Origin of the sequence: Streptomyces sp. NPDC005820, assembly GCF_040630255.1 — a bacterium.
Classification (GTDB): domain Bacteria; phylum Actinomycetota; class Actinomycetes; order Streptomycetales; family Streptomycetaceae; genus Streptomyces.
Window position 1 is genome coordinate 128,964 of record NZ_JBEXXE010000025.1, and the last position, 25,362, is coordinate 154,325.

General features: G+C 70.1%; 24 protein-coding genes and 1 pseudogene. 9 read left to right on the forward strand and 16 right to left on the reverse strand.

From position 1 onward, the window contains the following. Nucleotides 1-68 precede the first annotated feature (68 nt). Together ABZ464_RS29230 and ABZ464_RS29235 are read right to left on the reverse strand one after the other, a co-directional pair. Entirely contained in the window at nt 69-1,472 is a 1,404-nt protein-coding gene (locus ABZ464_RS29230; RefSeq protein ID WP_359281402.1) for a class II fumarate hydratase, read from the reverse strand. Nucleotides 1,473-1,686: 214 nt separating this feature from the next. After that, nucleotides 1,687-3,354, reverse strand: coding sequence for a fumarate hydratase (locus tag ABZ464_RS29235; RefSeq protein WP_359281404.1), 1,668 nt, complete (start codon nt 3,352-3,354; stop codon nt 1,687-1,689). Nucleotides 3,355-3,503: 149 nt separating this feature from the next. Between ABZ464_RS29235 and ABZ464_RS29240 the strand changes: the two genes are divergently transcribed. Both ABZ464_RS29240 and ABZ464_RS29245 read left to right on the forward strand, forming a co-directional pair. Then, entirely contained in the window at nt 3,504-4,193 is a 690-nt protein-coding gene (locus tag ABZ464_RS29240) for a DUF1707 domain-containing protein (protein ID WP_359281407.1), read from the forward strand. Between the two features lie 115 nt (nt 4,194-4,308). Then, nucleotides 4,309-4,680, forward strand: coding sequence for a WhiB family transcriptional regulator (locus tag ABZ464_RS29245; protein ID WP_359281410.1), 372 nt, complete (start codon nt 4,309-4,311; stop codon nt 4,678-4,680). Between the two features lie 160 nt (nt 4,681-4,840). On the opposite strand, the gene glpX is transcribed toward ABZ464_RS29245, so the two are convergent. Next, a complete protein-coding gene (gene glpX, locus ABZ464_RS29250; protein ID WP_358999543.1) occupies nt 4,841-5,875 on the reverse strand; it encodes a class II fructose-bisphosphatase in 1,035 nt (344 codons plus the stop codon). Between the two features lie 127 nt (nt 5,876-6,002). Between glpX and ABZ464_RS29255 the strand changes: the two genes are divergently transcribed. Beyond that, nucleotides 6,003-6,527 carry a DUF4245 domain-containing protein gene (locus ABZ464_RS29255; RefSeq protein WP_359281413.1) on the forward strand — a complete coding sequence of 175 codons (525 nt, stop codon included), beginning with the start codon at nt 6,003-6,005 and terminating at the stop codon, nt 6,525-6,527. 88 nt (nt 6,528-6,615) lie between these two features. On the opposite strand, the gene ABZ464_RS29260 is transcribed toward ABZ464_RS29255, so the two are convergent. The 3 genes from ABZ464_RS29260 to xseA form a co-directional block, all read right to left on the reverse strand. Next, nucleotides 6,616-7,206, reverse strand: coding sequence for a malonic semialdehyde reductase (locus ABZ464_RS29260; protein ID WP_359281416.1), 591 nt, complete (start codon nt 7,204-7,206; stop codon nt 6,616-6,618). 145 nt (nt 7,207-7,351) lie between these two features. Next, complete coding sequence (locus tag ABZ464_RS29265; protein ID WP_359281418.1) at nt 7,352-7,582, reverse strand: exodeoxyribonuclease VII small subunit; 231 nt, start codon at nt 7,580-7,582, stop codon at nt 7,352-7,354. 4 nt (nt 7,583-7,586) lie between these two features. Next, nucleotides 7,587-8,801 carry an exodeoxyribonuclease VII large subunit gene (gene xseA, locus ABZ464_RS29270; RefSeq protein ID WP_359281421.1) on the reverse strand — a complete coding sequence of 405 codons (1,215 nt, stop codon included), beginning with the start codon at nt 8,799-8,801 and terminating at the stop codon, nt 7,587-7,589. Between the two features lie 153 nt (nt 8,802-8,954). On the opposite strand from xseA, the gene ABZ464_RS29275 reads away from it, so the two are divergent. Next, nucleotides 8,955-9,992 (forward strand): 4-hydroxy-3-methylbut-2-enyl diphosphate reductase, encoded by a 1,038-nt coding sequence (locus ABZ464_RS29275; RefSeq protein ID WP_359281423.1) that lies wholly within the window; start codon nt 8,955-8,957, stop codon nt 9,990-9,992. A 29-nt stretch (nt 9,993-10,021) separates the two neighbouring features. Continuing rightward, nucleotides 10,022-10,777: a polyphosphate--glucose phosphotransferase gene (gene ppgK, locus ABZ464_RS29280; RefSeq protein ID WP_359281426.1), complete on the forward strand. Its 756-nt coding sequence runs from the start codon at nt 10,022-10,024 to the stop codon at nt 10,775-10,777. Between the two features lie 171 nt (nt 10,778-10,948). On the opposite strand, the pseudogene ABZ464_RS29285 reads toward ppgK, so the two are convergent. Beyond that, a pseudogene (locus ABZ464_RS29285) lies at nt 10,949-11,377 on the reverse strand (DUF6542 domain-containing protein); the annotation flags it as partial. 1,397 nt (nt 11,378-12,774) lie between these two features. Between ABZ464_RS29285 and ychF the strand changes: the two are divergent. Continuing rightward, nucleotides 12,775-13,863 carry a redox-regulated ATPase YchF gene (ychF, locus tag ABZ464_RS29290; protein WP_359281428.1) on the forward strand — a complete coding sequence of 363 codons (1,089 nt, stop codon included), beginning with the start codon at nt 12,775-12,777 and terminating at the stop codon, nt 13,861-13,863. 382 nt (nt 13,864-14,245) lie between these two features. Here the strand turns inward: ychF and ABZ464_RS29295 are convergent, their stop codons facing one another. From ABZ464_RS29295 to ABZ464_RS29330, 8 genes are all read right to left on the reverse strand, one after another. Then, the gene (locus ABZ464_RS29295) at nt 14,246-15,646 is read right to left on the reverse strand and encodes an MFS transporter (RefSeq protein WP_359281429.1); all 1,401 of its coding nucleotides are present in this window, start codon (nt 15,644-15,646) and stop codon (nt 14,246-14,248) included. 94 nt (nt 15,647-15,740) lie between these two features. Then, the gene (locus tag ABZ464_RS29300) at nt 15,741-17,273 is read right to left on the reverse strand and encodes an AMP-binding protein (RefSeq protein ID WP_359281431.1); all 1,533 of its coding nucleotides are present in this window, start codon (nt 17,271-17,273) and stop codon (nt 15,741-15,743) included. Further along, a complete protein-coding gene (locus ABZ464_RS29305; protein ID WP_359281432.1) occupies nt 17,270-18,172 on the reverse strand; it encodes a CoA ester lyase in 903 nt (300 codons plus the stop codon). The genes ABZ464_RS29300 and ABZ464_RS29305 overlap by 4 nt, the downstream gene beginning before the upstream one ends. Next, nucleotides 18,169-18,630, reverse strand: a complete 462-nt coding sequence (locus ABZ464_RS29310) for a MaoC family dehydratase (protein ID WP_359281433.1) — start codon at nt 18,628-18,630, stop codon at nt 18,169-18,171. The genes ABZ464_RS29305 and ABZ464_RS29310 overlap by 4 nt, the downstream gene beginning before the upstream one ends. Further along, entirely contained in the window at nt 18,627-19,784 is a 1,158-nt protein-coding gene (locus tag ABZ464_RS29315; protein ID WP_359281434.1) for an acyl-CoA dehydrogenase family protein, read from the reverse strand. Before ABZ464_RS29315 ends, ABZ464_RS29310 begins: the two co-directional genes overlap by 4 nt. Continuing rightward, nucleotides 19,781-20,284 carry a MaoC family dehydratase gene (locus ABZ464_RS29320; protein WP_359281436.1) on the reverse strand — a complete coding sequence of 168 codons (504 nt, stop codon included), beginning with the start codon at nt 20,282-20,284 and terminating at the stop codon, nt 19,781-19,783. The genes ABZ464_RS29315 and ABZ464_RS29320 overlap by 4 nt, the downstream gene beginning before the upstream one ends. Nucleotides 20,285-20,894: 610 nt before the next feature. Continuing rightward, a complete protein-coding gene (locus ABZ464_RS29325) occupies nt 20,895-21,728 on the reverse strand; it encodes a MurR/RpiR family transcriptional regulator (RefSeq protein ID WP_359281438.1) in 834 nt (277 codons plus the stop codon). A gap of 31 nt (nt 21,729-21,759) precedes the next feature. Next, nucleotides 21,760-21,939: a hypothetical protein gene (locus ABZ464_RS29330; RefSeq protein ID WP_359281443.1), complete on the reverse strand. Its 180-nt coding sequence runs from the start codon at nt 21,937-21,939 to the stop codon at nt 21,760-21,762. A 1,259-nt stretch (nt 21,940-23,198) separates the two neighbouring features. Between ABZ464_RS29330 and ABZ464_RS29335 the strand changes: the two genes are divergently transcribed. The 3 genes from ABZ464_RS29335 (at nt 23,199) to ABZ464_RS29345 (ending at nt 25,086) form a co-directional block, all read left to right on the forward strand. Beyond that, a complete protein-coding gene (locus ABZ464_RS29335; RefSeq protein WP_359281445.1) occupies nt 23,199-23,432 on the forward strand; it encodes a hypothetical protein in 234 nt (77 codons plus the stop codon). A gap of 21 nt (nt 23,433-23,453) precedes the next feature. Continuing rightward, a complete protein-coding gene (locus ABZ464_RS29340) occupies nt 23,454-24,254 on the forward strand; it encodes an alpha/beta fold hydrolase (RefSeq protein WP_359281447.1) in 801 nt (266 codons plus the stop codon). Nucleotides 24,255-24,465: 211 nt separating this feature from the next. Beyond that, nucleotides 24,466-25,086 carry a TetR/AcrR family transcriptional regulator gene (locus ABZ464_RS29345; RefSeq protein WP_359281450.1) on the forward strand — a complete coding sequence of 207 codons (621 nt, stop codon included), beginning with the start codon at nt 24,466-24,468 and terminating at the stop codon, nt 25,084-25,086. Nucleotides 25,087-25,164: 78 nt separating this feature from the next. On the opposite strand, the gene ABZ464_RS29350 is transcribed toward ABZ464_RS29345, so the two are convergent. Next, nucleotides 25,165-25,326, reverse strand: a complete 162-nt coding sequence (locus ABZ464_RS29350; protein WP_359281453.1) for a hypothetical protein — start codon at nt 25,324-25,326, stop codon at nt 25,165-25,167. Nucleotides 25,327-25,362: the final 36 nt, after the last annotated feature.

The following is a 25,362-nucleotide window of genomic DNA, read 5'->3' on the forward strand; positions in this document are numbered from 1 at the left end:
AGATATTAGGTGCCATGGGCATACGACGCTGCGGCGCGCGTCACGGTTCTGCGCGCCGCGCGGAAAGGTTACGGGCGTGTCATCCGCAGGACATCCAGGGCCTCGTCGAGCTGTTCCACCGTCAGCCTGCCGCCCTCCACATACCCGCTTTCGAGGACGACCTGGCGGATCGTCTTGCGCTGCGCGAGGGCCTTCTTGGCGACCTTGGCGGCCTCCTCGTAGCCGATGTACTTGTTGAGCGGGGTGACGACGGACGGCGAGGACTCGGCGTACTCCCGGGCGCGTTCGCGGTGCGCGACGATCCCGTCCACGGTCCGGTCGGCGAGCAGCCGCGAGACGTTGGCCAGCAGCCGGACCGACTCCAGCACGTTCTTGGCGATGACCGGGAGCATCACGTTGAGCTCGAAGTTGCCGGCCGCACCGGCGGCGGCCACGGTGGCGTCGTTGCCCATGACCTGCGCGGCGACCATCAGCACCGCCTCCGGGATGACCGGGTTGACCTTCCCGGGCATGATCGAGGACCCGGGCTGGAGGTCGGGCAGCGAGATCTCCGCGAGGCCCGTCCTCGGCCCCGAGGCCATCCACCGCAGATCGTTGGCGATCTTCGTCAGGGACACCGCGATGGTCCGCAGCTGCCCGCTGGTCTCCACGATCCCGTCCCGGGCGCCCTGCGCCTCGAAGTGGTCCCGGGCCTCGGTCAGCGGCAGCCCGGTGACCCGGGCGACCTCCGCGATGACGGCGGCGGAGAAGCCGGGCGGGGTGTTGATCCCGGTCCCGACGGCGGTCCCGCCGAGGGGCAGCTCGGCGAGCCGGGGCAGCGAGGCGGTGAGCCGCTCCACGCCGTACCGCACCTGGGCGGCGTACCCGCCGAACTCCTGCCCCAGCGTCACGGGCGTGGCGTCCATGAGATGGGTCCGCCCCGACTTCACGACGTCGGCGAACTCCTCGCTCTTGCGGGTGAGGGCGTCGGCGAGGTGCTCCAGGGCCGGGATCAGGTCCCGGGTGACGGCGGCGGTGGCGGCGATGTGGATCGAGGACGGGAAGACGTCGTTGGACGACTGCGACGCGTTGACGTGATCGTTGGGATGGACGTCCCGGCCGAGCCGCTCGGTCGCCAGCGTGGCGAGGACCTCGTTGGTGTTCATGTTCGACGACGTCCCCGACCCCGTCTGGAACACGTCCACCGGGAAGTGCGCGTCCCAGGTCCCCTCGGCGACCTCGGCGGCCGCGTCCTGGATGGCCTCCGCCACGTCCTTGTCGAGCACCCCGAGTTCGGCGTTCACCTTCGCGGCGGCACCCTTGATCCGGGCCAGCGCCTCGATGTGCGCCCGCTCGATCCGCTGCCCGGACACGGGGAAGTTCTCCACGGCCCGCTGCGTCTGCGCCCGCCACTTGGCGTCCGCCGGCACCCGCACCTCGCCCATGGAGTCGTGCTCGATGCGGTACCCGCCCTTGTCCTGCTCGTCGGTCATCGACGATCACCTCCACAGGGGACAGCATCGCGGACGGGCCCGCTGTTCCCGCGGAGGTGACCCGCCGCGCTGCTCCGACGGCTCCCTCCAGCCCGTCCGGCGTTCGAGGACGAGGCCCGTTCAGGGCCGATCGGGGGTCCAGGGGGCGGAGCCCCGGGGAGGGGACGGGTAGGGGCGGCGGGGGCGAGATCCGTCTCCCGCCGCACCCGAGGCACTAGGCCAGGCCAGGACCCCGCACCGGAATGGACGTGAACGTCGGGGCCGGGGCCGGGTCCTTGAAGAAGTCGTTGCCCTTGTCGTCGACGACGACGAAGGCGGGGAAGTCCTCGACCTCGATCTTCCAGACCGCCTCCATGCCGAGCTCCTCGTACTCGACGACCTCGACCTTCTTGATGCAGTCCTGGGCGAGGCGGGCGGCGGGCCCGCCGATGGAGCCGAGGTAGAAGCCGCCGTGGCTGCCGCAGGCGTCGGTGACCTGCTGGGAGCGGTTGCCCTTGGCCAGCATCACCTTGGAGCCGCCCGCCGCCTGGAACTGCTCGACGTAGGAGTCCATCCGGCCGGCGGTCGTCGGGCCGAAGGAGCCGGACGCGTAGCCCTCGGGAGTCTTGGCCGGGCCCGCGTAGTACACCGGGTGGTCCTTCAGGTACTGCGGCATCTCCTCGCCCGCGTCCAGCCGCTCCTTGATCTTGGCGTGCGCGATGTCCCGGGCCACGACCAGCGGGCCGGACAGGGAGAGACGGGTCTTCACCGGGTACTTCGTCAGCTCGGCGAGGATGGCGTCCATCGGCTGGTTGAGGTCGATGCGGACCACGTCGGACGACTCGTCCAGGTGCTCGTCCGTCGTCTCCGGAAGGAACCGCGCCGGGTCCGTCTCCAGCTGCTCCAGGAAGACGCCCTCGGCGGTGATCTTCGCGACGGCCTGGCGGTCGGCGGAGCAGGACACGGCGATGGCGACCGGGCAGGACGCGCCGTGCCGGGGCAGCCGCACCACGCGGACGTCGTGGCAGAAGTACTTGCCGCCGAACTGGGCGCCGATGCCGATCTTCTGCGTCAGCTCGAAGACCTTCTCCTCCAGCTCCTTGTCCCGGAAGCCGTGACCGAGCTCCGAGCCCTCCGCCGGGATCTCGTCCAGGTAGTGCGCGGAGGCGTACTTCGCGGTCTTCAGCGCGTACTCCGCGGACGTGCCGCCGACGACGATCGCCAGGTGGTACGGCGGGCAGGCGGCCGTACCCAGCGAACGGATCTTCTCCTCCAGGAACTTCATCATGGAGGCCTCGTTGAGGACGGCCTTCGTCTCCTGGTAGAGGAAGCTCTTGTTGGCGCTGCCGCCGCCCTTCGCCATGAACAGGAACTTGTACGCGCCGCCGTCGGTGGCGTACAGCTCGATCTGGGCCGGGAGGTTGGAGCCGGTGTTCTTCTCGTCCCACATGGTGAGCGGGGCCATCTGCGAGTAGCGCAGGTTCAGGTTCAGGTACGCGTCGTAGATGCCCCGGCTGAGGGCCTCCTCGTCGCCGCCCGAGGTCAGCACGTTCTGGCCGCGCTTGCCCATGACGATCGCCGTGCCCGTGTCCTGGCACATCGGCAGGACGCCCGCCGCCGCGATGTTCGCGTTCTTCAGCAGGTCCAGCGCGACGAACTTGTCGTTGCTCGACGCCTCGGGGTCGTCGATGATCCGCTTGAGCTGGGCGAGGTGGGCCGGCCGCAGATAGTGCTGGATGTCGTGGATGGCCTCCGCGGCGAGCTTGCGCAGCGCCTCCGGCTCCACCTTGAGGAACGTCCGCCCGTCGGCCTCGAAGGTGGAGACACCCTCGGCGGTCACCAGCCGGTACGGGGTGGTGTCCTCTCCCATGGGGAGCAGATCGGTGTACGCGAACTCAGGCATCGCAGCCCATTCCTCACTCTGCAGACGGCGGCCCGCCGACACTGGCGGGCCTCACCAGCGTAGAACCTGCCTCTGACACGGAGCTTGTGAGGTAAGGCTCAGTTGGAGCGGGGCTATCGCGATCTATCGTGTTTGGGTACGCTGGTTCCGTGGACCTTCAGAAGCAGACCGCTGCCGCCCCCACACCGCCCGGCCAGCTGCGCGCGTCGGACGCCGACCGCGACCGCGTCGCCGACATCCTGCGCGAGGCCCTGGCCGAGGGCCGGCTGACCGCCGACGAGCACGCCGAGCGCGTGGAGGGCGTGCTGGCCGCCAAGACGGTCGGCGAACTGGAGGTCTTCATACGGGACCTGCCCGCCGCCCACGCCCGCCGCACGGCGCCCGGCGGCGCCCCGAGCCGCCCGGACGCCGGCGCGATCCCCGCCGACCCCGACGACAACGTGGTCGCGGTGTTCAGCAGCGCCAGCCGCCGGGGCCGCTGGCGCGCGGGCCGCCGTATCCATGCGTACGCGATCTTCGGCAGCGTCGAGATCGACCTCAGCGAGGCCCTCTTCGAGTACCAGACGGTCATGATCAAGGCCTGGTCCGTCTTCGGCAACGTCGAGGTGTACGTCCCGGAGAACGTGTCGCTGCGCGGCACCGGCGGCGGCGTCCTCGGCAACTTCGAGGTGGACGCCCTCGACTCGCCCGAGCCCGACGCCCCCGTGGTCTACGTCGACGGCTGGGCGGTGCTCGGCAACATCGAGGGCCGGCCGAAGCGCGGCAGGCTCGTCGCGGACATCCTCGATCGGGTGCAGCGCAAGGTCGACAAGGGTTTGCGCAAACACCTGGGCCATTGACGGTCGCGAATCGCAGGAATCCAGCGGTTCGGGACGCAGTGCATAGGCGCGCGCACAGCGGGTAGGCCTTGCTGCATCGTCTCTCGCTCGCGAAGCCGTCGTCAGGAGTAGACCCGTGCTGCAACCGCCGCATTCGTCCCTGCAGGTCGCCGCCGTTCCGGCCCAGCGGGTGCCAGCGCGCGACCAAGACGCTCCCTGGCACACCGAGGCGGTGTGCCGGCGTGACGAGGCAGGCCTGTTCTTCGCCCCCTCCAAGGAACCCACCGCCGCCCGCCTCTCCCGCGAGGAGGCCGCGAAGCGGGTCTGCGCCCGCTGTCCCGTGATGGTGGAGTGCCGCGAGCACGCCCTGCTCCAGCCCGAGCCCTACGGCGTATGGGGCGGCCTCACCGCCGCCGAACGCCGCGTGGTCCTGGCCCGACGCCGCCGCCGCGACATGGAACTGAAGAAGGCGGCCAGGACGACGGACCGCATAGCGCAGGCGGGCTGACCCCACCGACGGGAAAGTGGGCGCCCCCCTCCGCACCGGGGGACGCCCACTTTTTCGGGGTACGGCGAGGTGCGCACGTCAGGGGCGCGGGGCCGTTTCGACATGCGGCTCCGCCGCGTGGCGCGACAAGCCACGAAGCACTCGCACCCGCTACCAGGCGCTACTTGGCCCGATCGAAGTCGACGGCGCTGTAGGCCCGCAGCTTGCTGAGCCGGTGCTCGGAGTCGATCCGCCGAACCGTCCCCGACCGCGACCGCATCACGATCGAGTCGGTCGTCGCCGTCTCCGACCGGTACCGCACCCCGCGGAGCAGCTCCCCGTCCGTGATCCCGGTGGCGACGAAGAACACGTTCTCGCCCTGGACCAGGTCCTCGGTCGTCAGCACCCGGTCGAGATCGTGCCCGGCGTCGACCGCGCGCTGCCGCTCCTCGTCGTCCTTGGGCCACAGCTTGCCCTGGATGGTGCCGCCCAGGCACTTCACGGCGCAGGCCGAGATGATGCCCTCCGGCGTGCCGCCGATGCCGAGCAGCAGGTCGATGCCGGTGCCCTCGCGCAGCGCCAGGATCGAGCCGGCCACATCGCCGTCGGAGATCAGCTTGATGCGCGCCCCGGTGTCCCGGATCTCCTTGATGATGCCCTCGTGCCGCGGCCGGTCCAGGATGACGACGGTGACGTCCTCCGGGGTGGCCCGCTTGGCCTTGGCGACCCGCCGGATGTTGACCTCGACGGGTGCGTTGATGTCGACGAACTCAGCCGCCTCCGGGCCGGTGACCAGCTTGTCCATGTAGAACACGGCGGACGGGTCGAACATCGCGCCCCGCTCGGTCGCCGCGAGCACCGCGATCGCGTTCGGCATGCCCTTGGCCGTCAGCGTGGTCCCGTCGATCGGGTCGACGGCGATGTCCACCTCCGGCCCGGTCCCGTCGCCGACGCGCTCGCCGTTGAACAGCATCGGCGCCTCGTCCTTCTCGCCCTCACCGATGACGACGACGCCGTTCATCGAGACGGTCGAGACGAGGGTCCGCATCGCGCGCACCGCGGCACCGTCGGCGCCGTTCTTGTCGCCGCGCCCCACCCAGCGGCCCGCGGCCATCGCGGCGGCTTCGGTCACCCGGACCAGTTCCAGGGCGAGGTTGCGGTCGGGGGCCTCGGAAGGGACATCGAGCTCGGACGGCAGATGATGATGCTCGGTCATCGGAGCGCACCTTTCTGATACGACGACGGCCGGATGAGGGTTCGATCCTCGACTCTATCGTCAGTCCGACAAAATGAGCAGGGGACCCCACGGATGAGCGGGCCGGGCACCTGCGACGATAGGGGGCGTGGCAGGTTCGAACGGCAAGCAGAAGACGGCCCGGGACATGGTTCTCTCCCTGGGCCTCATCGTCATGGCGGCGTATGTGATCTACCTCTTCGTCCCGCACGACGAGACCGCTCCCGACGTCAAGCGGGTCGACTACCGCATCGAACTGCTCACGGCGCGCCGTGCGGCGTCGTACCCGGTGGCGGCGCCCGAGGGCCTGCCGGAGAGCTGGAAGGCGACCTCCGTGCGCTTCCAGGGCGCCGAGTTCGACTCGTGGCATCTCGGCTTCCACACTCCCGACGGGGAGTACGTCGCCGTCGAGCAGTCCACCCGGAAGCGGGTGGAGTTCATCGAGGAGGCGAGCCAGGGGGCGCGGGCGACCAAGGTCACCGAGGACATCGCCGGCCGTACCTGGACCCGCTACACCGGCGGCCGTTACGACGCCCTCGTCCTGCAGGGCACCGACGGTTCGACGACGGTCGTCGCGGGCACGGCGTCCTTCGACCGGCTGACGGAAATGGCGAAGGCGCTCAAGACGGCGTGAGCGACGCCCGACCGGCTTGACCGAGAGCCGAAGGGGCCCCGACCGACCGGTCGGGGCCCCTTCGCATGTCCTGATCGTCTCGATCCGCTCAGACGGTGGTGACCACCTGGTCGTAGGCGAGGCGCGGGGAACGCGGGAAGGAGGCGTCCGGGCCGGGCTTGCCGATGTTGATCACCATCAGCGGGGTGTGGTCGTCGTCGAGGAACTCCTTGCGGATGCCCTCGAAGTCCAGGCCGGTCATCGGGCCGGCGGCCAGACCGGCGGCGCGGATGCCGACGATGAAGTACGCGGCCTGGAGGGCGGCGTTCATCCCGGCGGCACCCTCGCGGGCCGCGCGCTCGGCGAAGAACAGGTCCTTGGCCTGCGGGAAGGCCGGGAACAGGGCCGGCAGCTCCTCGTGGAACTCGTTGTCCGCGGAGAGGATCGCGACCAGGGGGGCCGTGGACGTCTTGGCCTTGTTGCCGTCCGCCATGTGCTGGACCAGGCGCTCACGGGCCTCGGCCGAGCGGACCAGGGTGATGCGCAGCGGGGTCTGGTTGAAGGCGGTCGGGCCGAACTTGACCAGGTCGTAGATCGCCTGGATCTGCTCGTCGGTCACCGGCTCGTCGGTGAAGGTGTTCGCAGTGTGGGCCTCGCGGAACAGCAGGTCCTGGGCGGCGGGGTCAAGAACGAGAGACATGAACTTCCTCGGGGTGGGGCGCCTGGCTCCGTTCCGGACCACGGTCCGGATCGGCTGACAGGGATGACCGTACGCGAGGGGACGTTCAAGTTTCAACAAAAAGCGGAGGCTGGTGACCCGCCTCACAGAGACCCGCCCCGGGGGATCACTCGCCCTCCGCCGCCGCCCCCTCCTCTTCCCCGGCCAGCGCCGCGTCCAGCCGCGCCCGCGCGCCCTCCAGCCAGCGCCGGCACACCTTGGCCAGCTCCTCCCCGCGCTCCCACAGGGCGAGCGACTCCTCCAGCGTCGTACCCCCCGCCTCCAGGCGTCGTACGACCTCGATCAACTCGTCCCGGGCCTGCTCGTACCCCAGGGCTTCCTCGGCCTTGCTCGTCATGCGGTCATTCCTTCTCGTCGACTCGAACCGTGAACTCGCCCTCGGCGACCCGCGCGCGCAGCACCTCGGCCGCGGTCAGCTCGCCCGGATCCCGCACCACATGCCCGTCGGCCCGCTGGAGCACCGCGTACCCCCGCTTCAGCGTCGCGGCCGGCGAGAGGGCCACCACGCGCGCGTGCGTGTGCGTGAGCTCGGAGTCGGCGCGGTCCAGCAGGTGCCCGAGCGTGCGCCGGGACCGCTCGACGAGCGCGGTCACCTGATCGGCGCGCTCCTCGACCATCCGGTGCGGATCCCGCAGCACCGGCCGCCCCAGCGCGTGCGCGAGCCCGCGCTCCTCCCGCTCCACGAACGCCTCCGCACACCGCCGCGCCCGCCCGCGCAGCATCCGCACCCGCTCCAGCTCCTCGCCGACGTCCGGTACGACCTTCTTGGCGGCGTCGGTGGGCGTGGAGGCGCGCAGATCCGCGACATGGTCCAGGAGCGGCTGGTCGGGCTCGTGCCCGATCGCCGAGACGACCGGCGTACGGCACTCCGCGACCGCCCGCACCAGCTGCTCGTCGGAGAACGGCAGCAGATCCTCCACGCTCCCGCCGCCGCGCGCGACGATGATCACATCCACCTCGGGGAGCTCGTCCAGCTCCTTCACCGCCTGGACGACCTGGGTCACCGCGTGCACCCCCTGCACGGCGACATTGCGCACCTCGAAGCGGACGGCCGGCCAGCGGTGCCGGGCGTTCTCCAGCACATCCCGCTCCGCGGCGGACGCCCGCCCGCACACCAGCCCGATCAGCTGCGGCAGAAAGGGCAGCGGCTTCTTCCGCTCGGCCGCGAACAGCCCCTCCGCCGCCAGCGACTTCTTCAACTGCTCCAGCCGGGCCAGCAGCTCCCCGACCCCCACCGGCCGTATCTCCACGGCCCGCAGCGACAGCTGCCCCCGCGGCGCGTACCACTCCGGCTTCGCGTGGACGACGACCCGGGCGCCCTCCCCGACGACGTCCGCGACCGCGTCGAACACCTGCCGGTAGCAGGTCACGCCCACCGAGACGTCGTACGACGGATCCCGCAGCGTCAGAAACACGACGCCCGCGCCCGGACGCCGCGACAACTGGGTGATCTGCCCCTCGACCCACACCGCGCCGAGCCGCTCGATCCACCCCCCGATGAGCCGGGAGACCTCGCCGACGGGCAGCGGGGCGTCCGCGGACGTGTTCACAGCCATGCGACCGAGACTATCGGCCGGGACTGACAACCCGGCCGAGCGTCTCCGGCGGACGCGCGCCGGCGGCGGACGGTCTGCGGGGCGGCGCGGCGGGCGGTCTGCGGGGTGGCGGCGGCGGGCGGCCAGCGGGGCGGCGCGGCGGGCGGCCTTACGATGGGACGCATGACTGCTTCGCCAGCCCGCCGCCGTGTCCTGCTCGCCGCTCCCCGGGGCTACTGCGCGGGCGTGGACCGCGCCGTGATCGCCGTCGAGAAGGCCCTGGAGCAGTACGGGGCCCCGGTCTACGTCCGGCACGAGATCGTCCACAACAAGTACGTCGTGCAGACCCTGGAGAAGAAGGGCGCGATCTTCGTCGAGCGGACCGAGGAGGTCCCGCCGGGCAACATCGTGATGTTCTCGGCGCACGGAGTCGCGCCGGTGGTGCACGAGGAGGCCGCGCGCGGGCAGCTCGCCACGATCGACGCGACCTGCCCCCTGGTCACCAAGGTCCACAAAGAAGCCGTCCGCTTCGCCCAGGACGACTACGACATCCTCCTGATCGGCCACGAGGGCCACGAGGAGGTCATCGGCACCTCCGGCGAGGCCCCCGACCACATCCAGCTCGTCGACGGCCCCGGCGATGTCGCCAAGGTCGAGGTGCGCGACCCCTCCAAGGTCGTCTGGCTGTCCCAGACCACCCTCTCCGTCGACGAGACGATGGAGACGGTCGACGCCCTCAAGGAGAAGTTCCCGCAGCTCATCTCCCCGCCGAGCGACGACATCTGCTACGCCACGCAGAACCGTCAGCTCGCGGTGAAGCAGATGGGCGCCGAGGCCGAGCTGGTGATCGTGGTCGGCTCGCGCAACTCCTCCAACTCCAAGCGGCTCGTCGAGGTCGCCAAGCTGGCGGGCGCGCGTGCCGCGTACCTGGTGGACTTCGCGAGCGAGATCGACGAAGCCTGGCTGGAGGGCGTGAGCACGGTCGGCGTCACCTCCGGCGCCTCCGTCCCCGAGGTCCTCGTCGAGGAGGTCCTCGCCTTCCTCGCCGAGCGCGACTACGCGGACGTCGAGCTGGTCAAGGCCGCCGACGAGCACATCACCTTCTCGCTGCCCAAGGAACTCCGCCGCGACCTGCGCGAGGAGGCGGCGGCACTGGTGGCGGCGCGCGGCGGCAGCGGTGCCGGGGGTACGGCGGACGTCTCGGGCGAGTGACCGTCAGTCGTCCGTCGTAACGTAGGGCCATGCAGATCTTCGGCGTGGACATCGGCGGTTCAGGGATCAAGGGCGCCCCTGTGGACCTGGACAAGGGCGACCTGGCTCAGGAACGCCTGAAAGTGCTCACCCCGCATCCGGCGACGCCCGATGCGGTGGCCGACGGCGTCAAGGAGGTCGTCGAGCACTTCGGCTGGACGGGACCGGTCGGCCTCACCTTCCCCGGTGTGGTCACCGGCGGTTCGCACATCCGTACGGCAGCCAATGTCGACAAGGCCTGGATCGACACCGACGCGCGCGCGTTGTTCAGCGAGCGGCTGGGCGGTCTCCCGGTGACCGTCGTCAACGACGCGGACGCGGCGGGCGTCGCCGAGGTGGCCTTCGGCGCCGGCCGCGACCGCGAGGGCACGGTCATCCTGCTGACCTTCGGCACGGGCATCGGCAGCGCCGTCTTCACGGACGGCGTCCTCGTCCCCAACACCGAGCTCGGCCACCTCGAGCTGCACGGCCACGACGCGGAGAAGCGGGCCTCCAGCAAGGCGAAGGAGGACCACGAGCTGACCTGGGAACACTGGGCCCGCCGGGTCACCAAGTACCTCGCTCACGTCGAGATGCTGTTCTCCCCCGAGCTCTTCATCATCGGCGGCGGCGTCAGCCGCAAGTCGGAGAAGTTCCTGCACTACATCGAGGGCATCAAGGCGGAGATCGTCCCCGCGCAACTGCAGAACAACGCGGGGATCGTGGGGGCGGCGATGAGAGCGACGACGGGCGGACAGGCCGGCTGAGTCCGGCGTCGGCCGGGTCTTGGGCGCGGTTGGGTCGGGGCGCGGCGTGGTTGGACCGAGCCCCCGGTCCGTCGGGGCGTCGCCCGGCTGGGTGGAGCGGAGCAGGAACCCGGCGCGAGCGCGAGGGTCCTGGACCCCGTCGGGGGCGCCGCCCCGGTGCCGTGGAGCGGCTCAGGAAGCCCTGCCCGAGAGCCGTGGGCCGCCGCGGCTCACGCCCCTCGCTGCCCGGCGGCGGGCCGTTGCCCGGTGTACTCCCCGCACCAGGACGGTCGCGGCCGCGAGAAGCGTTCCGGCGTAGAGCCAGCCGGCCTGCGTGGCCAGCCCCGTGACCAGCTCCATCAGCCGCGCCCCGAGCCCGTCCGCGCCCCCGGCGACGGGCAGCAGGCCCACCGCGAAGGCGATCGGCACGACGATGGGCGCCGACAGCAGATCCCCCGGGCGCACCCACAGCGCGACCAGCAGACACACCGGCAGGAACAACACGCCGTACACGGTCAGCGAGCCGCCGAACAACACCTCGTCCACCATCCCGAGCGCAAACATCACCACCCCACCGAACAGCCCACTCCCCAGCCCGGTGAGCCGAGGATTCGGCCACCGCGCCCCAACCGATCCGGCAGACCTGGCCGGGAACGGGGGCGCGCCTGAGGCGGGGGAGGGAGGGCCGGTGGGGGAAGGGCGGCCGGTGGGGGAGGGACGGCCAGCGGGGGAAGGACGGCTGGCGAGAGAAGGACGGCCGGTGGGGGAAGAGCGCTGATTGGCGAAGGGCCGGCCACTTGGGGGTGATCCGCTGTTCGGGGAGGGGCGGGTACGGGGGGTGGGGCGGGTGCCGGGGAAGGGGGCGCGGCTGGGGGAGGGGCGGTTACTGGGGAGGGGCCCGCCACTGGGGGAGGGCCCGCCACTGGGGGAGGGGCGGCCATTGGGGAAGGGGTCGCCATCTGGGGAGCGGCGGCCACCGGAGGAAGGCCGTCGGCCGTAGGCAGCACGCGGGGTTGCGGATGGTCCCGGGCCATCGGATGGTCGCGGACCTGCGGATGGTCCCGGGCCAGTGGACGGTCGTGGACCTGCGGATGGTCCCGGGCCATCGGACGGTCGTGGGCCGGCGGACGGCCCTGGGCCTGTGGACGGTCGCTGATCAGCGGAGGGGCGCCGACCAGAGGAGGGACGCGGGTCCGGTGCGGGTTTCCGGACCTCAGCCCGCTGGGCGACGACCGGTGCCGGGCGAGGGACCCTCGAGCGGCGTTGAGTCCCCGACCGGGCGGGCAGCTTTGTAGGCCGAGGCGGCTCAGGCGGGCGCGGCGGCACCGCACCTCGACCGGGCCCCGCGTCGGCCCCCGCCTCCCGACGTTCCCTCGCCCCTGAGGAACCCTCGGCGGACTCGACAGCGGAAATTCCCATGGAGAGCGCGGCGGAGCCCTCCGCAGAGTCCCCCGCGAGCTTCCCCACGGACTGCCGTACGGCGTCTCCTGCGGGCTTGCTCGCGGACCTCCCTACGGCCTTGCCTGCGGGCCCCTCCGCGGGCTTCCCCGCGGATCCCTTTCCGGCCTTGCCTGCGGCCCCCTCCGCGGGCTTCCCTGCGGATCCCTTTCCGGCCTTCCCCGCAGAGCCCCCTGCGGCCTTCCCGCCGGAGCCCCCTGTGGGCGGCCCCCCACCCCCCTCCCGCAAGGGCCGCAGCTCAAGGCCCGGCCCCGGCGTGGTGTCCCGGGCCGGCTGGGGTGGCAGTGGCGGTGGCGGTGGCGAAGTGGGGTCGCGGTGGGTCGAGATCTGTGGGGGGCGCGTCCTGTGTTGCTCCACTGCACCAACTTAGGTCGGCTTATGTGCCGAATCGGGTCTCGGACACGCCGAGGGACGGACCGTGGCCATGCGTGCGACAGGGCCGCCGGTCCGGTGCCCGGCACGCCGTAAACTGGTGGATCGGTCGGCCTCTGGCCCGCCCGCCCCGGCCCTCTCACCACGGGAACCGGCCCCCTGGCCCTCTGACTACGGGAAGTCGCAACGTGTCGCTCACGATCGGAATCGTCGGTCTGCCGAATGTCGGCAAGTCGACCCTGTTCAACGCCCTGACCAAGAACGACGTGCTGGCGGCCAACTACCCGTTCGCCACGATCGAGCCGAACGTCGGGGTGGTCGGCGTCCCCGACGCCCGGCTCACCAAGCTGGCCGAGATCTTCTCCTCCCAGCGGATCCTCCCGGCGACGGTCGACTTCGTCGACATCGCCGGCATCGTGCGCGGCGCCTCCGAGGGCGAGGGCCTCGGCAACAAGTTCCTGGCGAACATCCGTGAGTCCGACGCGATCTGCCAGGTCATCCGTGCCTTCAAGGACGAGAACGTCGTGCACGTCGACGGCAAGGTCTCGCCCAAGGACGACATCGAGACGATCAACACCGAGCTGATCCTGGCGGACCTCCAGACGATCGAGAAGGTCCTGCCCCGCCTCCAGAAGGAGTCGCGGATCAAGAAGGACGTCGCGCCGAAGGTCAAGGTCGTCGAGGAGGCCAAGGAGATCCTGGAGAAGGGCGACACCCTCTTCTCGCAGGGCTTCGTCCAGGGCGGCGAGCGCGCCGAGCTCCTGCACGACCTGCACCTGCTCACCACCAAGCCGTTCCTCTACGTCTTCAACGTGGACGAGGACGAGCTGACCGACGACGGCTTCAAGGACGAGCAGCGCGCCCTGGTCGCCCCGGCCGAGGCGATCTTCCTCAACGCCAAGCTGGAGGCGGACCTCGCCGAGCTGGACGAGGCGGACGCCATGGAGCTGCTGGAGTCGGTCGGCGCCGAGGAGCCCGGTCTCGCGACCCTCGCCCGCGTCGGCTTCGACACCCTCGGCCTGCAGACCTACCTCACGGCCGGCCCCAAGGAATCCCGCGCCTGGACCATCAAGAAGGGCGCGACGGCCCCCGAGGCGGCCGGTGTCATCCACACCGACTTCCAGAAGGGCTTCATCAAGGCCGAGGTCATCTCCTTCGCCGACCTGGTGGAAACCGGCTCGGTCGCCGAGGCCCGCGCCAAGGGCAAGGCCCGTATGGAGGGCAAGGACTACGTCATGCAGGACGGCGACGTCGTGGAGTTCCGCTTCAATGTCTAGCCGGTGACTTAACACCACTTCACTGATCTGGCAAACATGCAGGTCAAATGGGGTCTGGCTCTTCGGGGTCAGGCCCCTGGATTTTTACCGTGCTGGTTAGGTGCTGGATTTTCTGACCTCTCGTCACCTGTCATCACCCCTGCTCATCCCTACCGTGCTGGATTCGTGCTGGGATTCACGGAGGGCGCCCGTGCTGGGTCGTGCGCTGTTTCAGGGCCCGACGGCTCTCCCCGTAGGCGCCGTCGGAGCGCACGACCCGGGTGAGTGTTGCGGGTTCACTCCGAGTCGAGGGTCCCAGTACAGGTCAGGCCGACCGCGAGGGCAATTGCTTGCGCGGTGGTTGGCGTGCGGCAGGTCGGCCGCGTAGCCGTCCGCTGAGGCGTCAGACCGTGTCCAGCCGTACGGCGTTGGTGCGTGGGCCCAAGGCCGCCACGGTGATGCCCATCGTCGTGATCAGGGCGGCACAGCACACGAAGAGAAGGGTGGGGCCCAGCGCGTCGAGAATCCCGAGCGTGCAGAACGGCAGGACGGCCGCGACGAGCCGGGAGAGCGCGTACGTGCGACCGAGCGCCGTGTTGCGGATGCCGGTCGGGAACAACTCCGCGCTGTACGTCCGTGACACGGTCGCGTTGACCACGCTGACGAGGGACATGAGCAGCCCGGCGGGCAGGATGACCCACACGCTCGTACCGGCGCCGAAGACGATGCCCGTGACGGCGATGCCGAGAGCGGAGGCGACGACGAGGGTACGGCGTTGGATCCGCTCGGTCAGGTGCATCAGGACGTAGCAACCCAGGGGGTAGCCCAGGGCGCCGATGGCCGTGTAGGCGAGCGAGTCGACCACGGTGTAGCCCTTCTCGATCAGCACCAGAGGGGCGATGGAGGCGAAGCCGTAGATACCGATGGGACCGAGCAACTGCATGACGCACACCAGGGTCGTGCGGCTGCGCAGGGCCGGACTCCACAGGCGTGGCCGTGCTTCCGTCGGCGACGATGCCGTCGCGCTCACCTCCAGGGCGATCAACGTGTCGCCACCCGGTGCCGGTGAGTGCCCCGTCTCCCGCTCGATACGTGTCATGACATCCAGCGCCTGTTGGGGCCGGTGGACGGCCAACCAGCGTGGTGACTCCGGCAGGTTGCGTCGGACCAGCCAGGCGACCACGGCGCCCAGGGCGGTGAAGAGCATCAACCACCGCCAGCCCGCGAGACCCGACGGCGCTTGCGGGAACGTCGTGGCCAGCACGCCCGCGACCGGGATGGCGGTCATGCCCAGGGCGTAGGCGGTGGCGAGGAGGTGACCGCGCCGGGCGGACGGCATCATTTCGGTCAGGTAGGAGTCCACGAGGATCAGCTCCGCACCGAGACCGATACCGAGCAGGAAACGGAGGGCGATGAGTGAGGTCGCGTCCTGGGCGAAGGCGGCACCGATGGAGAAGACGGCGTACGCGATCAGGTTGAGCTGGAACATGGTACGTCGGCCGTACCGGTCGGCGAGTCCGGACAGCAGCAACGCGCCCACGAACTCGCCCGCGAAGGTGGCTCCGATGAGCAGCGCCTTGTCCGTCGTGGTCACAGTCCAGCCGGCCGGCAGCAGTGGCACCAGCAGACTCCCCAGGGCGATCTCGAAGAAGTTGAAGAAGGCCCCCAGCGCGACTACGGCCAGTACGCGGCGATGCCAGCGTCCCACCGGGAGCGCATCGAGACGGGCCGCTATCACTTCCTGCAGCCGCTGAGGCATGTCCTGGTCGTGCACGCTGCCTGGCGCGTGCGGTATGTCAGTCATGGCACCATCCCGTGTCACAGGTGAACAGCGGAGATCCTGGCGTGGGCGAAGAAGGCAGCCGACGACCCGTCGTGATGTGCTACTGGCCTTGCGTCTAGAGGGAGTTGTCCTCGTAGCGCTGGCGGATGGTGCGCTTGAGCACCTTGCCGGTGGCGTTGCGGGGCAGCGACGGCCACACCTCGACCCGCTTCGGGGCTTTGACCGATCCGAGCGTGGCCTTGGTGTGCTCGATGATCTGCTGTACGTCGATCGTTTCGCCGGTCTTGGCGACGACGACGGCGGTGACGGCCTCTCCCCAGTGCGCGTCGGGGACGCCGATGACCGCCACGTCGGCGACGCCGGGGATCTCGGCGATCACGCGCTCGACTTCCGCGGGGTAGACGTTGAAGCCGCCGCTGATGATGAGGTCCTTCTTGCGGTCGACGAGGTGGAGATAGCCTTCGGGGTCGAAGTAGCCCACGTCGCCGGTGTGGTGCCAGCCGCCGCGTGACACGTCGGCTGTGGCGTCGGGGTCCTTGTAGTAGCCGACCATGACGAAGTCGCCGCGTACGCAGATCTCCCCGATCTCGCCCGGGGGCAGCTCGCGGCCGTCGTCGCCGAGGATCGCCACGGTCGCGACCTTGGTGGGCCGGCCGACGCTGGAGAGCCGTTGGTCGGGCGCGGGACGGCCGCCGACCATGTGCTCGTCGGCGGGGAGCGCCGTGATGAGCATGGGCGCCTCGGTCTGGCCGTAGCCCTGCCGGAACACGGGGCCGAAGAGCTCCAGTGCCTGCTTGAGCTTCTCCACACGGATCGGTGCCGCGCCGTAACTGATCTGCCGCAGGGCGGGAAAGCGTCTTTCGATGCTGGGCATGTCGACGATCGCGTAGAGGACCGTCGGCGGCAGCATGGTCGAGCGGACCTCGTGCTCTTCGAGGGTGTCGAGCAGGGTGTCGAGTCCCGGGCGGTGCAGGATCACCACGGTCCCCCCACGCTGCATGGCTGCCAGGGCGATCCGGCCGGAGACGTGGGTGAGGGGGGCGGCCGCGAGGAAGACGGGCCGTTCGTCGTCGATGGCCTTCGCCTCGTCGGCCAGCGCGTTGATGAAGAACGCGAAGCGACGGTTGTCGTGCATCACCCCGCGCGGCAGACCGGTGGTCCCGCTGGTGGGGTAGATGGCGGCGATCGCGTCGGGGTCGCCGACGCCCGGGCCGCTGACGTCTTCGGGCGGTGCGTCGCCGAGCCAGTCGTCCAGGTCGGTGTCGTAGAGGATCACCTCGCGGACCCCGGGGGCCGCGTCGCGGAGTTCGTCGATGTGCTCGCGGTAGGCGGAGTGGACGAACAGCACGTCGGCGTCCAGCCGCTCCAGCAGAAGCCCGACCTGGGGGATCGCGTCGTAGGGGTTGAGTGGCACCCAGGTCACGCCGGCGCGCATCAGCCCGAGGGCGCAGACGAAGCCGGCGATGTCGTTGGGGGCCAGGACGCCGCCGTGCATGCCGGGGGTGAATCCGTGGGCGTGCAGTGCCTGGGCGACGCGGCAGGAGCGGTCGTAGAGCTGTTGGTACGTGACGCGCTCGTCGCCGCAGATCAGCGAGACGGTGTCGGGGTGCGCCCGGGCCGCACGGTCGATGACGTCGGTCGGCCTCATCGCGCGCGCTCCTCGATCAGCTCGGCCCGCTGGAGCACCGCGCCGAACAGGCGGGTGGTGGCGGCGTCCACGAGGGCACCCTGCGCGGCGGCGGCGCCGTCGCTGGACTCCTGGGCGGCGCACATCTGCCGGGCGATCGCGATCTCCTGCTCGGTGGGGGAGAAGACGGCGTTGGCCGGCTCGATCTGGCTGGGGTGGATCGCCCACTTGCCGGTCGCGCCCAGTGTGCTGGCCCAGACTGCCTGGGTGCGGTATCCGTCGGTGTCGCCGATGAGTGGGTAGGGGCCGTCGATCGCCTCCAGGCCGTGCGCACGCGCGGCGGCGGTGACGCGTGCGCGGGCATGGTGCCAGGGGTCGCCGGGGTAGGCGAGGGCGGGGTCGTCGACATGTCCGTAGCGGAAGCCGAGGCTGGCGGCGAGGTCGCCGAAGCCGAGGATGAGGGCTTCCAACCGGGGCGAGCAGCCTGCCAGTTCCTCGACCCGGCCGAGGGCCTCGGCCTCCTCGATGAGGATCTCGAAGCCGATCTGATGCGTGAGACCGAGCTTGGCCTCCAGTTGTTCGACGAGGGTCTCGAAGAACCACACGTCACGCGGGGCCTTGACCTTGGGCAGGATCAGGACGTCGAGGTTGTGTCCGGCGCGGGTGACGACGTCGATGACGTCGTCATGGGCCCAGGGAGTCTGGGCGTCGTTGACCCGCACGGCACGGACCCGGTGGCCCCAGTCCAGCTCGTTGAGGAGGCGGATCGCGAGTTCGCGGGCCTTCTCCTTCTCGGGCGGGGCGACCGCGTCCTCCAGGTCGAGGAAGACGAGGTCGGCGTCGCTGGCCGCAGCCTTGCGGATCATCTTCTCGCTGGAGGCCGGGACGGCGAGTTCGGAGCGGCGCAGGCGGGTGGTCATCGGTTCTCCCTGGGGTGGTGGCTCGCGCGCTTGAGCAGGACCGTGCGCTCGCCCTCGAAGACGACGGTGCCGTCGGGCTTGAAGCCCCAGTGCTTGAAGCGCACGAGGCCGGCGTCCTCGCGGTCGGGTGCGGGCTCGGTCGCCAGCACCTCGGTCGCGGCGTAGAGGGTGTCGCCGTGGACCACGGGGGAGCGGAACCGCAGCTTGTCGAGCGCGACCTCCGCGATCGCGTCCTCGGCGGTGTCCTGGGTGGCGAGCCCGATGGTGACGGAGGCGCTGAGCAGGCCGAACACGATGCGGCTGCCGAACGGAGTGCCGGCCATGGCGTCGTCGTTGAAGTGCGCCTGGGCCGAGTTCATGACCAGCTTCGACAGCAGCTGGCCCTCGACGTCGGTCATGGTGCAACCGCGGGCGTGGCGCATGCGGTCACCCGGCTTGAAGTCCTCGAATCGGGTCATCGCTTACGCCCCAGCAGGTCATCGGCGATCAGGGTGCGCTGGATCTCGGAAGTACCCTCGAAGATCGTGGTCAGCCGGGCGTCGCGCCAGTAGCGCTCCACGCGCCGCTCGGTCGTGTAGCCGTTGCCTCCGTGGAGCTGCATCGCCTGGTTGGTGACGCGGACCGCCATCTCGGTGGCGACCAGCTTGCACATGGACGGCAGGGTGGCGGTCTCGTCCCCGGTGTCCAGCGCATGCGCCGCCTGGTAGGTGAGCGCGCGGGCCGCCTCGATGTCGGCCGCCATGTCCGCGAGGGCGAAGCGCAGCGCCTGGAAGCTCGCCAGCGGCCGGTCGAACTGACGGCGTTCGCGCAGGTACTCACGTGAGTCCTCCAGCGCCCCACGGGCGAGGCCGACCGCCCGCGCGGCGGTGTGCACGCGCGCGACATTGAGCCCTTGGACGACTTCGGCGAACGCGTTGCCTTCAGTATTCGCCGCAAGCGGCACCCGTACGTCGTCCAGGCGCAGCTGGTAGGTGGTGATGCCGTGGTAGCCGATCTTGTCGATCGGGGTGGCGGTCATCCCCTCTGGCAGCGTGCCCGGCTCCTTCTCGATCAGCAGCGCGACCAGGCCGGCCGCACGGTGCTCGCCGGGCTCCGGGTCACGCTCGCGGGCGACCAGGACGATGAAGTGCGCACGTACGACGTTGCCGGTCCAGCGCTTCTCGCCGTTGAGTACCCAGTGGTCCCCGTCCCGCTTGGCACGGCAGGCGACTCCGGCGAGGTCGGACCCCGCCCCCGGCTCGGAAGCGGCGAAGGCCCCGATCCACTCACCACGGGCACTGCGCCGCAGCAGCTCGGCGCGCCGCTCGGGGTCGGTGACCTGGCAGCCGAACCCGTTGGCACGTGCCATCAGACTCGGCACGCTCATCCATGCACGCGACAGCTCCTCCGTGACCAGGGCGTACTCGAAGACACCCAGCCCGAGGCCGCCGTGCTCGGTCGGAACCCGGATCCCGAAGTAGCCCTCGGCGGCGAGCCGCTCGATGAGCGTGTCCGGGATGTCCTCACCGCGCGGATCGAGCTTGTCGGCGACCGGCAGTACCTCGGTCATCGCGACTTCCCGCGCCCGCGCCTGGAGCTCGAGCCGCTCGGGTGTGAGATAGATGTTGGTCATTGCAGTGCCTCTCGCATCACGACGAGGTTGGAACGGGTGAACGCGACCACGAGCTCGCCGTGCTGATTGCGGCCCTCGGTGCGCCAGGTGACGATGCCGAACCCCGGCTGCGTCCGTGACGGCCGCTTGTCCAGGACGGTGCTGCTCGACGAGAGCGTGTCGCCGGGATGCACGGGCCGGTGGAACACCAGGTCGTCGATGCCCAGGAACGGACCGCCGGCCTCCGAGAGGTCCTCGACGCTGAGGCCGACGACCGTGCACAGCGCCAGCAGGGGGTGGACGACCAGGTCACGGTGGCCTTCGGCGCGGGCGTGGTCGGCGTTGAAGTAGAGGGGGTTGTAGGCGAGCGTCGTGGTCGCGAACAGCGTCGCGTCGCCCGCCGTCAGCGTCCGCCCCCAGTGATGGTCCAGGTGTTCACCGACCTGGAAGTCCTCGTACTGGCGTCCGTGGGTCCGCGTAGGAAACGTCGACGGCTCCAGCACCTGTTCGTGGGAGTTCATGACGTCAACGTAACACGAAAATGTGGTTGGTCAACCATATTATTTCTGTGAGGTGGCCTGTCCGTCATGGCCGGCCTCTACGTGCCCCGGCTCTCCGGCTCCCCGGCGGTCACACTCCGAGCTGTCCACGATCCGACCGCTTGACACCGCGCCGAGCTGATCGCCGGAAGGGAGGGGGTTCGAGCGGGGGTGGGCCGGCCGCACTCTGGCGTCGGCGGTCAGAGAGTGGAGAGGACTGCCGCGCTGCACAGCTTTATCAACGAGCTGCGTGCCGGTTGGCGCCGCAACGCGCACCAGACGCGCGCTCTGTGGGTCCTCGCTTCGCCGATGGCACCGACGGCTGAGCCACCCGCGCGTGCCGTCCTGGTCCGTCAGGGCGGCGCGCCAGTTCGCTCACCACCTCAGGCTGCCCCTGACGAAACCGGCCGGATCGGCAGGCCGCCGCCTTGCGTCGCGCCTCATGACCCGGCCCCGCCTCGCGAGATCGGTGCGGAGCGGCGTGTCAGGGGGCCGGGCCGCGGGTCGTGGCTCCCGCGCCCTTTCCACTGTCGTGAGCGGGCGCGGCGCCCTCACGCATGGTCGGACCGGGGTCGTACCCGGCCCGGCCGGCTCAGGGTTGGTCGTCCATCAGGTCCAGGTACTGCCACATTTGTTGGACCCGGCCTGAGGAGCGGATGGCATCGTCGTCCATGAGCTCGCTGATGACGGCCTGCACGGCGGCGACAACGGCGGTGACGGAGGGGCCTGCGTGCATGCCTTCGATGGGGGTGACGATCAAGTGGTCGGCGTCTTCGGCGAGGGGTGAAGAGCGAAGGTCGGTGAAGACGCAGACGATGGCACCGCGCTCCCTGGCGAGCCGGGTCAGGCCCCGCAGGGGCCGGGTCAGACGCCAGACGTTGAGGGTGACAAGGCAGTCACCTGGTTCCAGCCTGGCGACGTGCACGGCTTGGCTGGTGGAGGCGTCGAGGGCGAGCTGGATGTCGTGGCCGGCGATGGTGCCGAGGTGGCTGAGGATGTGGGCGGGACCGGCTCCGCTGTCGGAGCTGATGACGAGGGTGCGGCGGGCGGCTTTGATGGCCTTGGCCGTGGCGCGGATGGCGGCGAGATTGTCGACGGTGGCGAGAGCGTTGATGTTGCCGGCGTCCTGGCGCAGCATCTGAGCCGCGGGGTCGGCGGCAGGACCGGAGGAGACGTGTCCTGAGGAGACGCAGGCGAGGTAGCGGGCGCGCAGTTCCTCGCGCAGTTGGGGCCAGCCGTCGAAGCCGAGCTGTTGGGCGGTGCGGACCACAGTGGACACATTGACACCGGCGCGCTCGGCGATTTCGCGGGCCGAGGCGTAGCTGGCGCTCTCGGGTGCCCGGGCAAGGACGTGGACGACACGTTCGGCCTGGGTGCCGAGCGTCCCCCGAGTGTTGCGGTCGGCCAGCCATGCCTCGATGTTCACTGCGCCTCTTCTCCTCGGGTGCCGGGCGGGTCTACTCCGCCGCGCTGTGATGGGCGAGGTGGAACTCTCGGGTGCTCATGGCGTCGATGGAGTCGAGGAACAGTGCCATCCCCAGGGCGAGCTCCTGCCGCCGTGGCGAATTCTGCCAGGCGGTACAGGCATCGGCACCGGCCCGCAGGGCGGTGACGACGGCAGTGTTCGGTTCGTCCATGAAGGTCAGCCCGTGTGTAGCCGGCGTACTGGGGTGCCTCCAGGGAGCCTGCCGGGCAGTGGTGCCCGATTCCGCTCGTCGTGGCGGCTTGATGTGCGCTGCGGTGGTGACGCGAAGTCATGCATCAAGTGTTGCATGGACGGCTTTTATGCATCTAGTGTTGCAGCGCCAGCTCCTCTCTTTCGTCTGCAGGAGGCATGGTGGCTCTTTCCTGATGGCAGTACGGCAGTGCCGACTGCCGGAATTCGACTTCTTCGACAGCGCGCCCATGGGCTGTCGCTGTTCTTGCCCTCGCCATGGACGTCGTCTCAGCCTCTGACGGCAGGGCCGCCGACCGCAGCCAAGGACAACTGGAAGGAAACCGAGCATGACAGCGCCGCCCGCACGCCTGCTGAACACCCACACCCAACTGCTGCTCGACCGCAGTGAGCCGACCGGCACCTCGTGGCTGGAGGCCGCCGCCGGGCGTATTGCCGCCCGCGGCACAGGGCGCCCGCCCACCCCAACCGAGGACATGCCAGCGCCGGACGCGACCGGCGCGACCGTCATGCCGGGGCCCAGTGACGCCCTTGTCCACTGGCACCCGCCCGATCCCCGGTGGCAAGGCGCCGTCCTGGACGGGCGGGCACGGGGAGCTTCGCCCGCTCGGTGACGACGCGCTGCCCTGCTCTCAGCATCACTCCGCATTCGCCGCCCGCATCGACGATGGTGTCGAGGCGGTAAGCGCTGCCGCCCGGAGCGGGTTCGGCAAGGGCGCCGTCCCTCTGCAGTAGCTCATCAGTGGCGGTGTCGCCTCACTCGCCTGAGCGCCCTCGAACGCCGGCAAGAAAGTTCCCACGCAACGCGTCCGGGTCCGGCCCTCCGCCGACTTCCTCCCTGCCGCAACGACCACGGCCGCCCGCCCGCTGCGCACGGAGGGCGGGTTCGGCAGCCTGACCGTCGGCGCCTGGACCGACCTGCTCATCGTCGACGGCAATCCACTCGACGACATTCGCGCACCGGGAGCGCCTGCGCTGCCCTGCCGCGCAACCGCGGTGCGCAAGAGCGCCGCATGACGTCGTTCGCGGGCCTGACTCCAGGCCGCGCCACGCACGAACGCCCCCGCGCCGCACCGCCCGAGGGTGCCGTCGCTCCTCTGCCTCTGCCATGGCCACGGTCGCTCGCGTGGCGTCCTTCGCTGCCGGCAGTCGCGCCCCGCCGTCCTGTCCGCGACGGCGAAACAGCACCAGACCCAAACATCAAACACAAAAGGAACATTGATGACTGTCACTACGCTGCGGCGCCGCACGGCCCGCAGAATCGCTCTCGTCGTTGCAGGCACTTCTGTCGTCGCTGGTGCCGCCTTCGCCACGATGGGCGTGGCTGCCGCGACCGATCGCCCCCAGGGCTACCAGGACTTCAAGCGCCACACGATCACCGAGCAGGTCGCGCTGACCGCCGGCGGGCCGGAAGATCAGAGGCTGAGCGCGGTGATCTATGAGCCGACGCGTTGAACCGCCCGTGGTATCCAGGTCATGGTGCCCGGCGCCACGTACGACCACCGCTATTTCGACCTCAAGACGAGTCGCGGCTGGGTCTCGGAAGCCCGCCAGGCGGCCAAGAACGGCTGGATCGCGGTTGCCGTCGACCGCTTGGGGACGGGCAACTCCAGCCGCCCGCCCGCGGACAAGCTGAACGACGTGGCTCACGCCCGCACCGTCCACGAACTCGTCACCAGGCTCAAGGCCACCTACAAGGGGCTGCCCGTCGCGCTGGTCGGCCACTCCCTGGGCAGCGCGATCGCCATCCAGGAGGCGGCAACCTACAAGGACGTCAACGCGGTCGTTGCCACCGGACTTCTCCACCACTCCGGCGTCGCCGGAGGGTTGTTCGGCATCCTGATCCAACCCGCGACCGACGACCCGAAGTTCGAGAATCACCCGGTACCGTCCGGCTACCTCACCACCCAGGACGGTCTGCGCCACCTGTTCTACTGGCCCTTCAACGCCGACCTGAGCACCGTCAAGGCCGACGACGCGGCCAAGCAGACCACCACCACGGCAGAGGTCGCCGACTTCCAGGTCGAGTGGAACAAGGGCGTCTTCAGTAAGGACGTGAGTGTCCCGGTCCTGTCGGTCATCGGGGACCATGACTTCTCCTTCTTCAACCCCGACCAACGCGACAAGGCCGTCGCCGCGGAGCCGGCGTCCTACCCCGCGAGCCCTGACGCCGAAGTGAAGGTCATCCCTGACGCGGGACACGACCTGGCACTCCATCGCAACGCGGACTCCACAACGCGCACCATCAACCACTGGCTTGCCGACAAGCTCCGGTGAGCGAATGCGGGGCCCATGCCGTCGCAGCGGACACTGACGGCATGGGCCCCGCCCTCGGAGCTGCTCCGCTCCCTTGCCTGCGACCACCCATGGGCATGGGCATGGGCATGGGCATGGGCAGGGGCAGGGGTGGCCCGGGGCCAAGGAAAGGTGGCATCGCCGTGGAATATGGTTGGTTGGTCACATTATTTTGTGAGGTAATCTGTCTGTCATGACCAGCCCCTACGCGCCACCCACTCCCAAGCAGACACGCTCGGAGCTGTCCACGACCCGCCTGCTCGACGCCGCGGCCGAGCTGATCGCCGAAGGCGGGTACGAGCGGATGACGCTCACGGCGATCGGCAAGCGGGCCGGCTACAGCCCCGCGCTCGTCACGGCGCGCTTTGGTTCCAAGGAAGGTCTGCTTGCGTCGCTCCTGGACCGCATCACCGTCGTCTGGGCCGGGGACACCTTGGTCCCTGCGGTCGGAGAGGAGACCGGGGCCGCGGGACTGCATCGCTTCTTCGACGAGCTGCGCGCCAGTTGGCGCCGTAACCCGGACCAGATGCGCGCGCTGTACGTCCTCATGTTCGAGGCGGTGCTGCCCACCCCGTTCCTGCGGGAGAGGATGGCCGACCTGCATCGCGAACTGCGCCGCACGATCGAGCAGGGCATCTCGCAGACAGTGACGAGCGTCGACGCATCCACGACCGCCATGCTCGTCGTGAGCGCGCTGCGCGGCGCCGTCTACCAGTCGCTCCTCGACCCCGAGGCGGTGCCCATCGACACCGCACTGAGCAGCCTGACGCACCTTGCCGACGCGCTCCTCAGAGAGCCGACCGCAACCCGATGACACGGTGACGCGATCGGGCGGCCCAGCCATTTGCTCAAGTCGGCGAAGCCGTACAAGTGACGTGCGGATGCGTGGCGTTCATGGCGCCGACGGAGAGGACTGCCCCTCCGGGAAGGACACCAAGGGAACATTGGCCTGCTCCGGGGTGGCGGTCAGCGCCGCGACGATGCCGACGGCGGCTCCGACGGCGAGCGTGACGGCGACGACACAGGTCACGAGGATCGCGACAAGTCTGTTCATGGGCTATGGCCTCTTTCCTGGGGGCGACAACGGGAA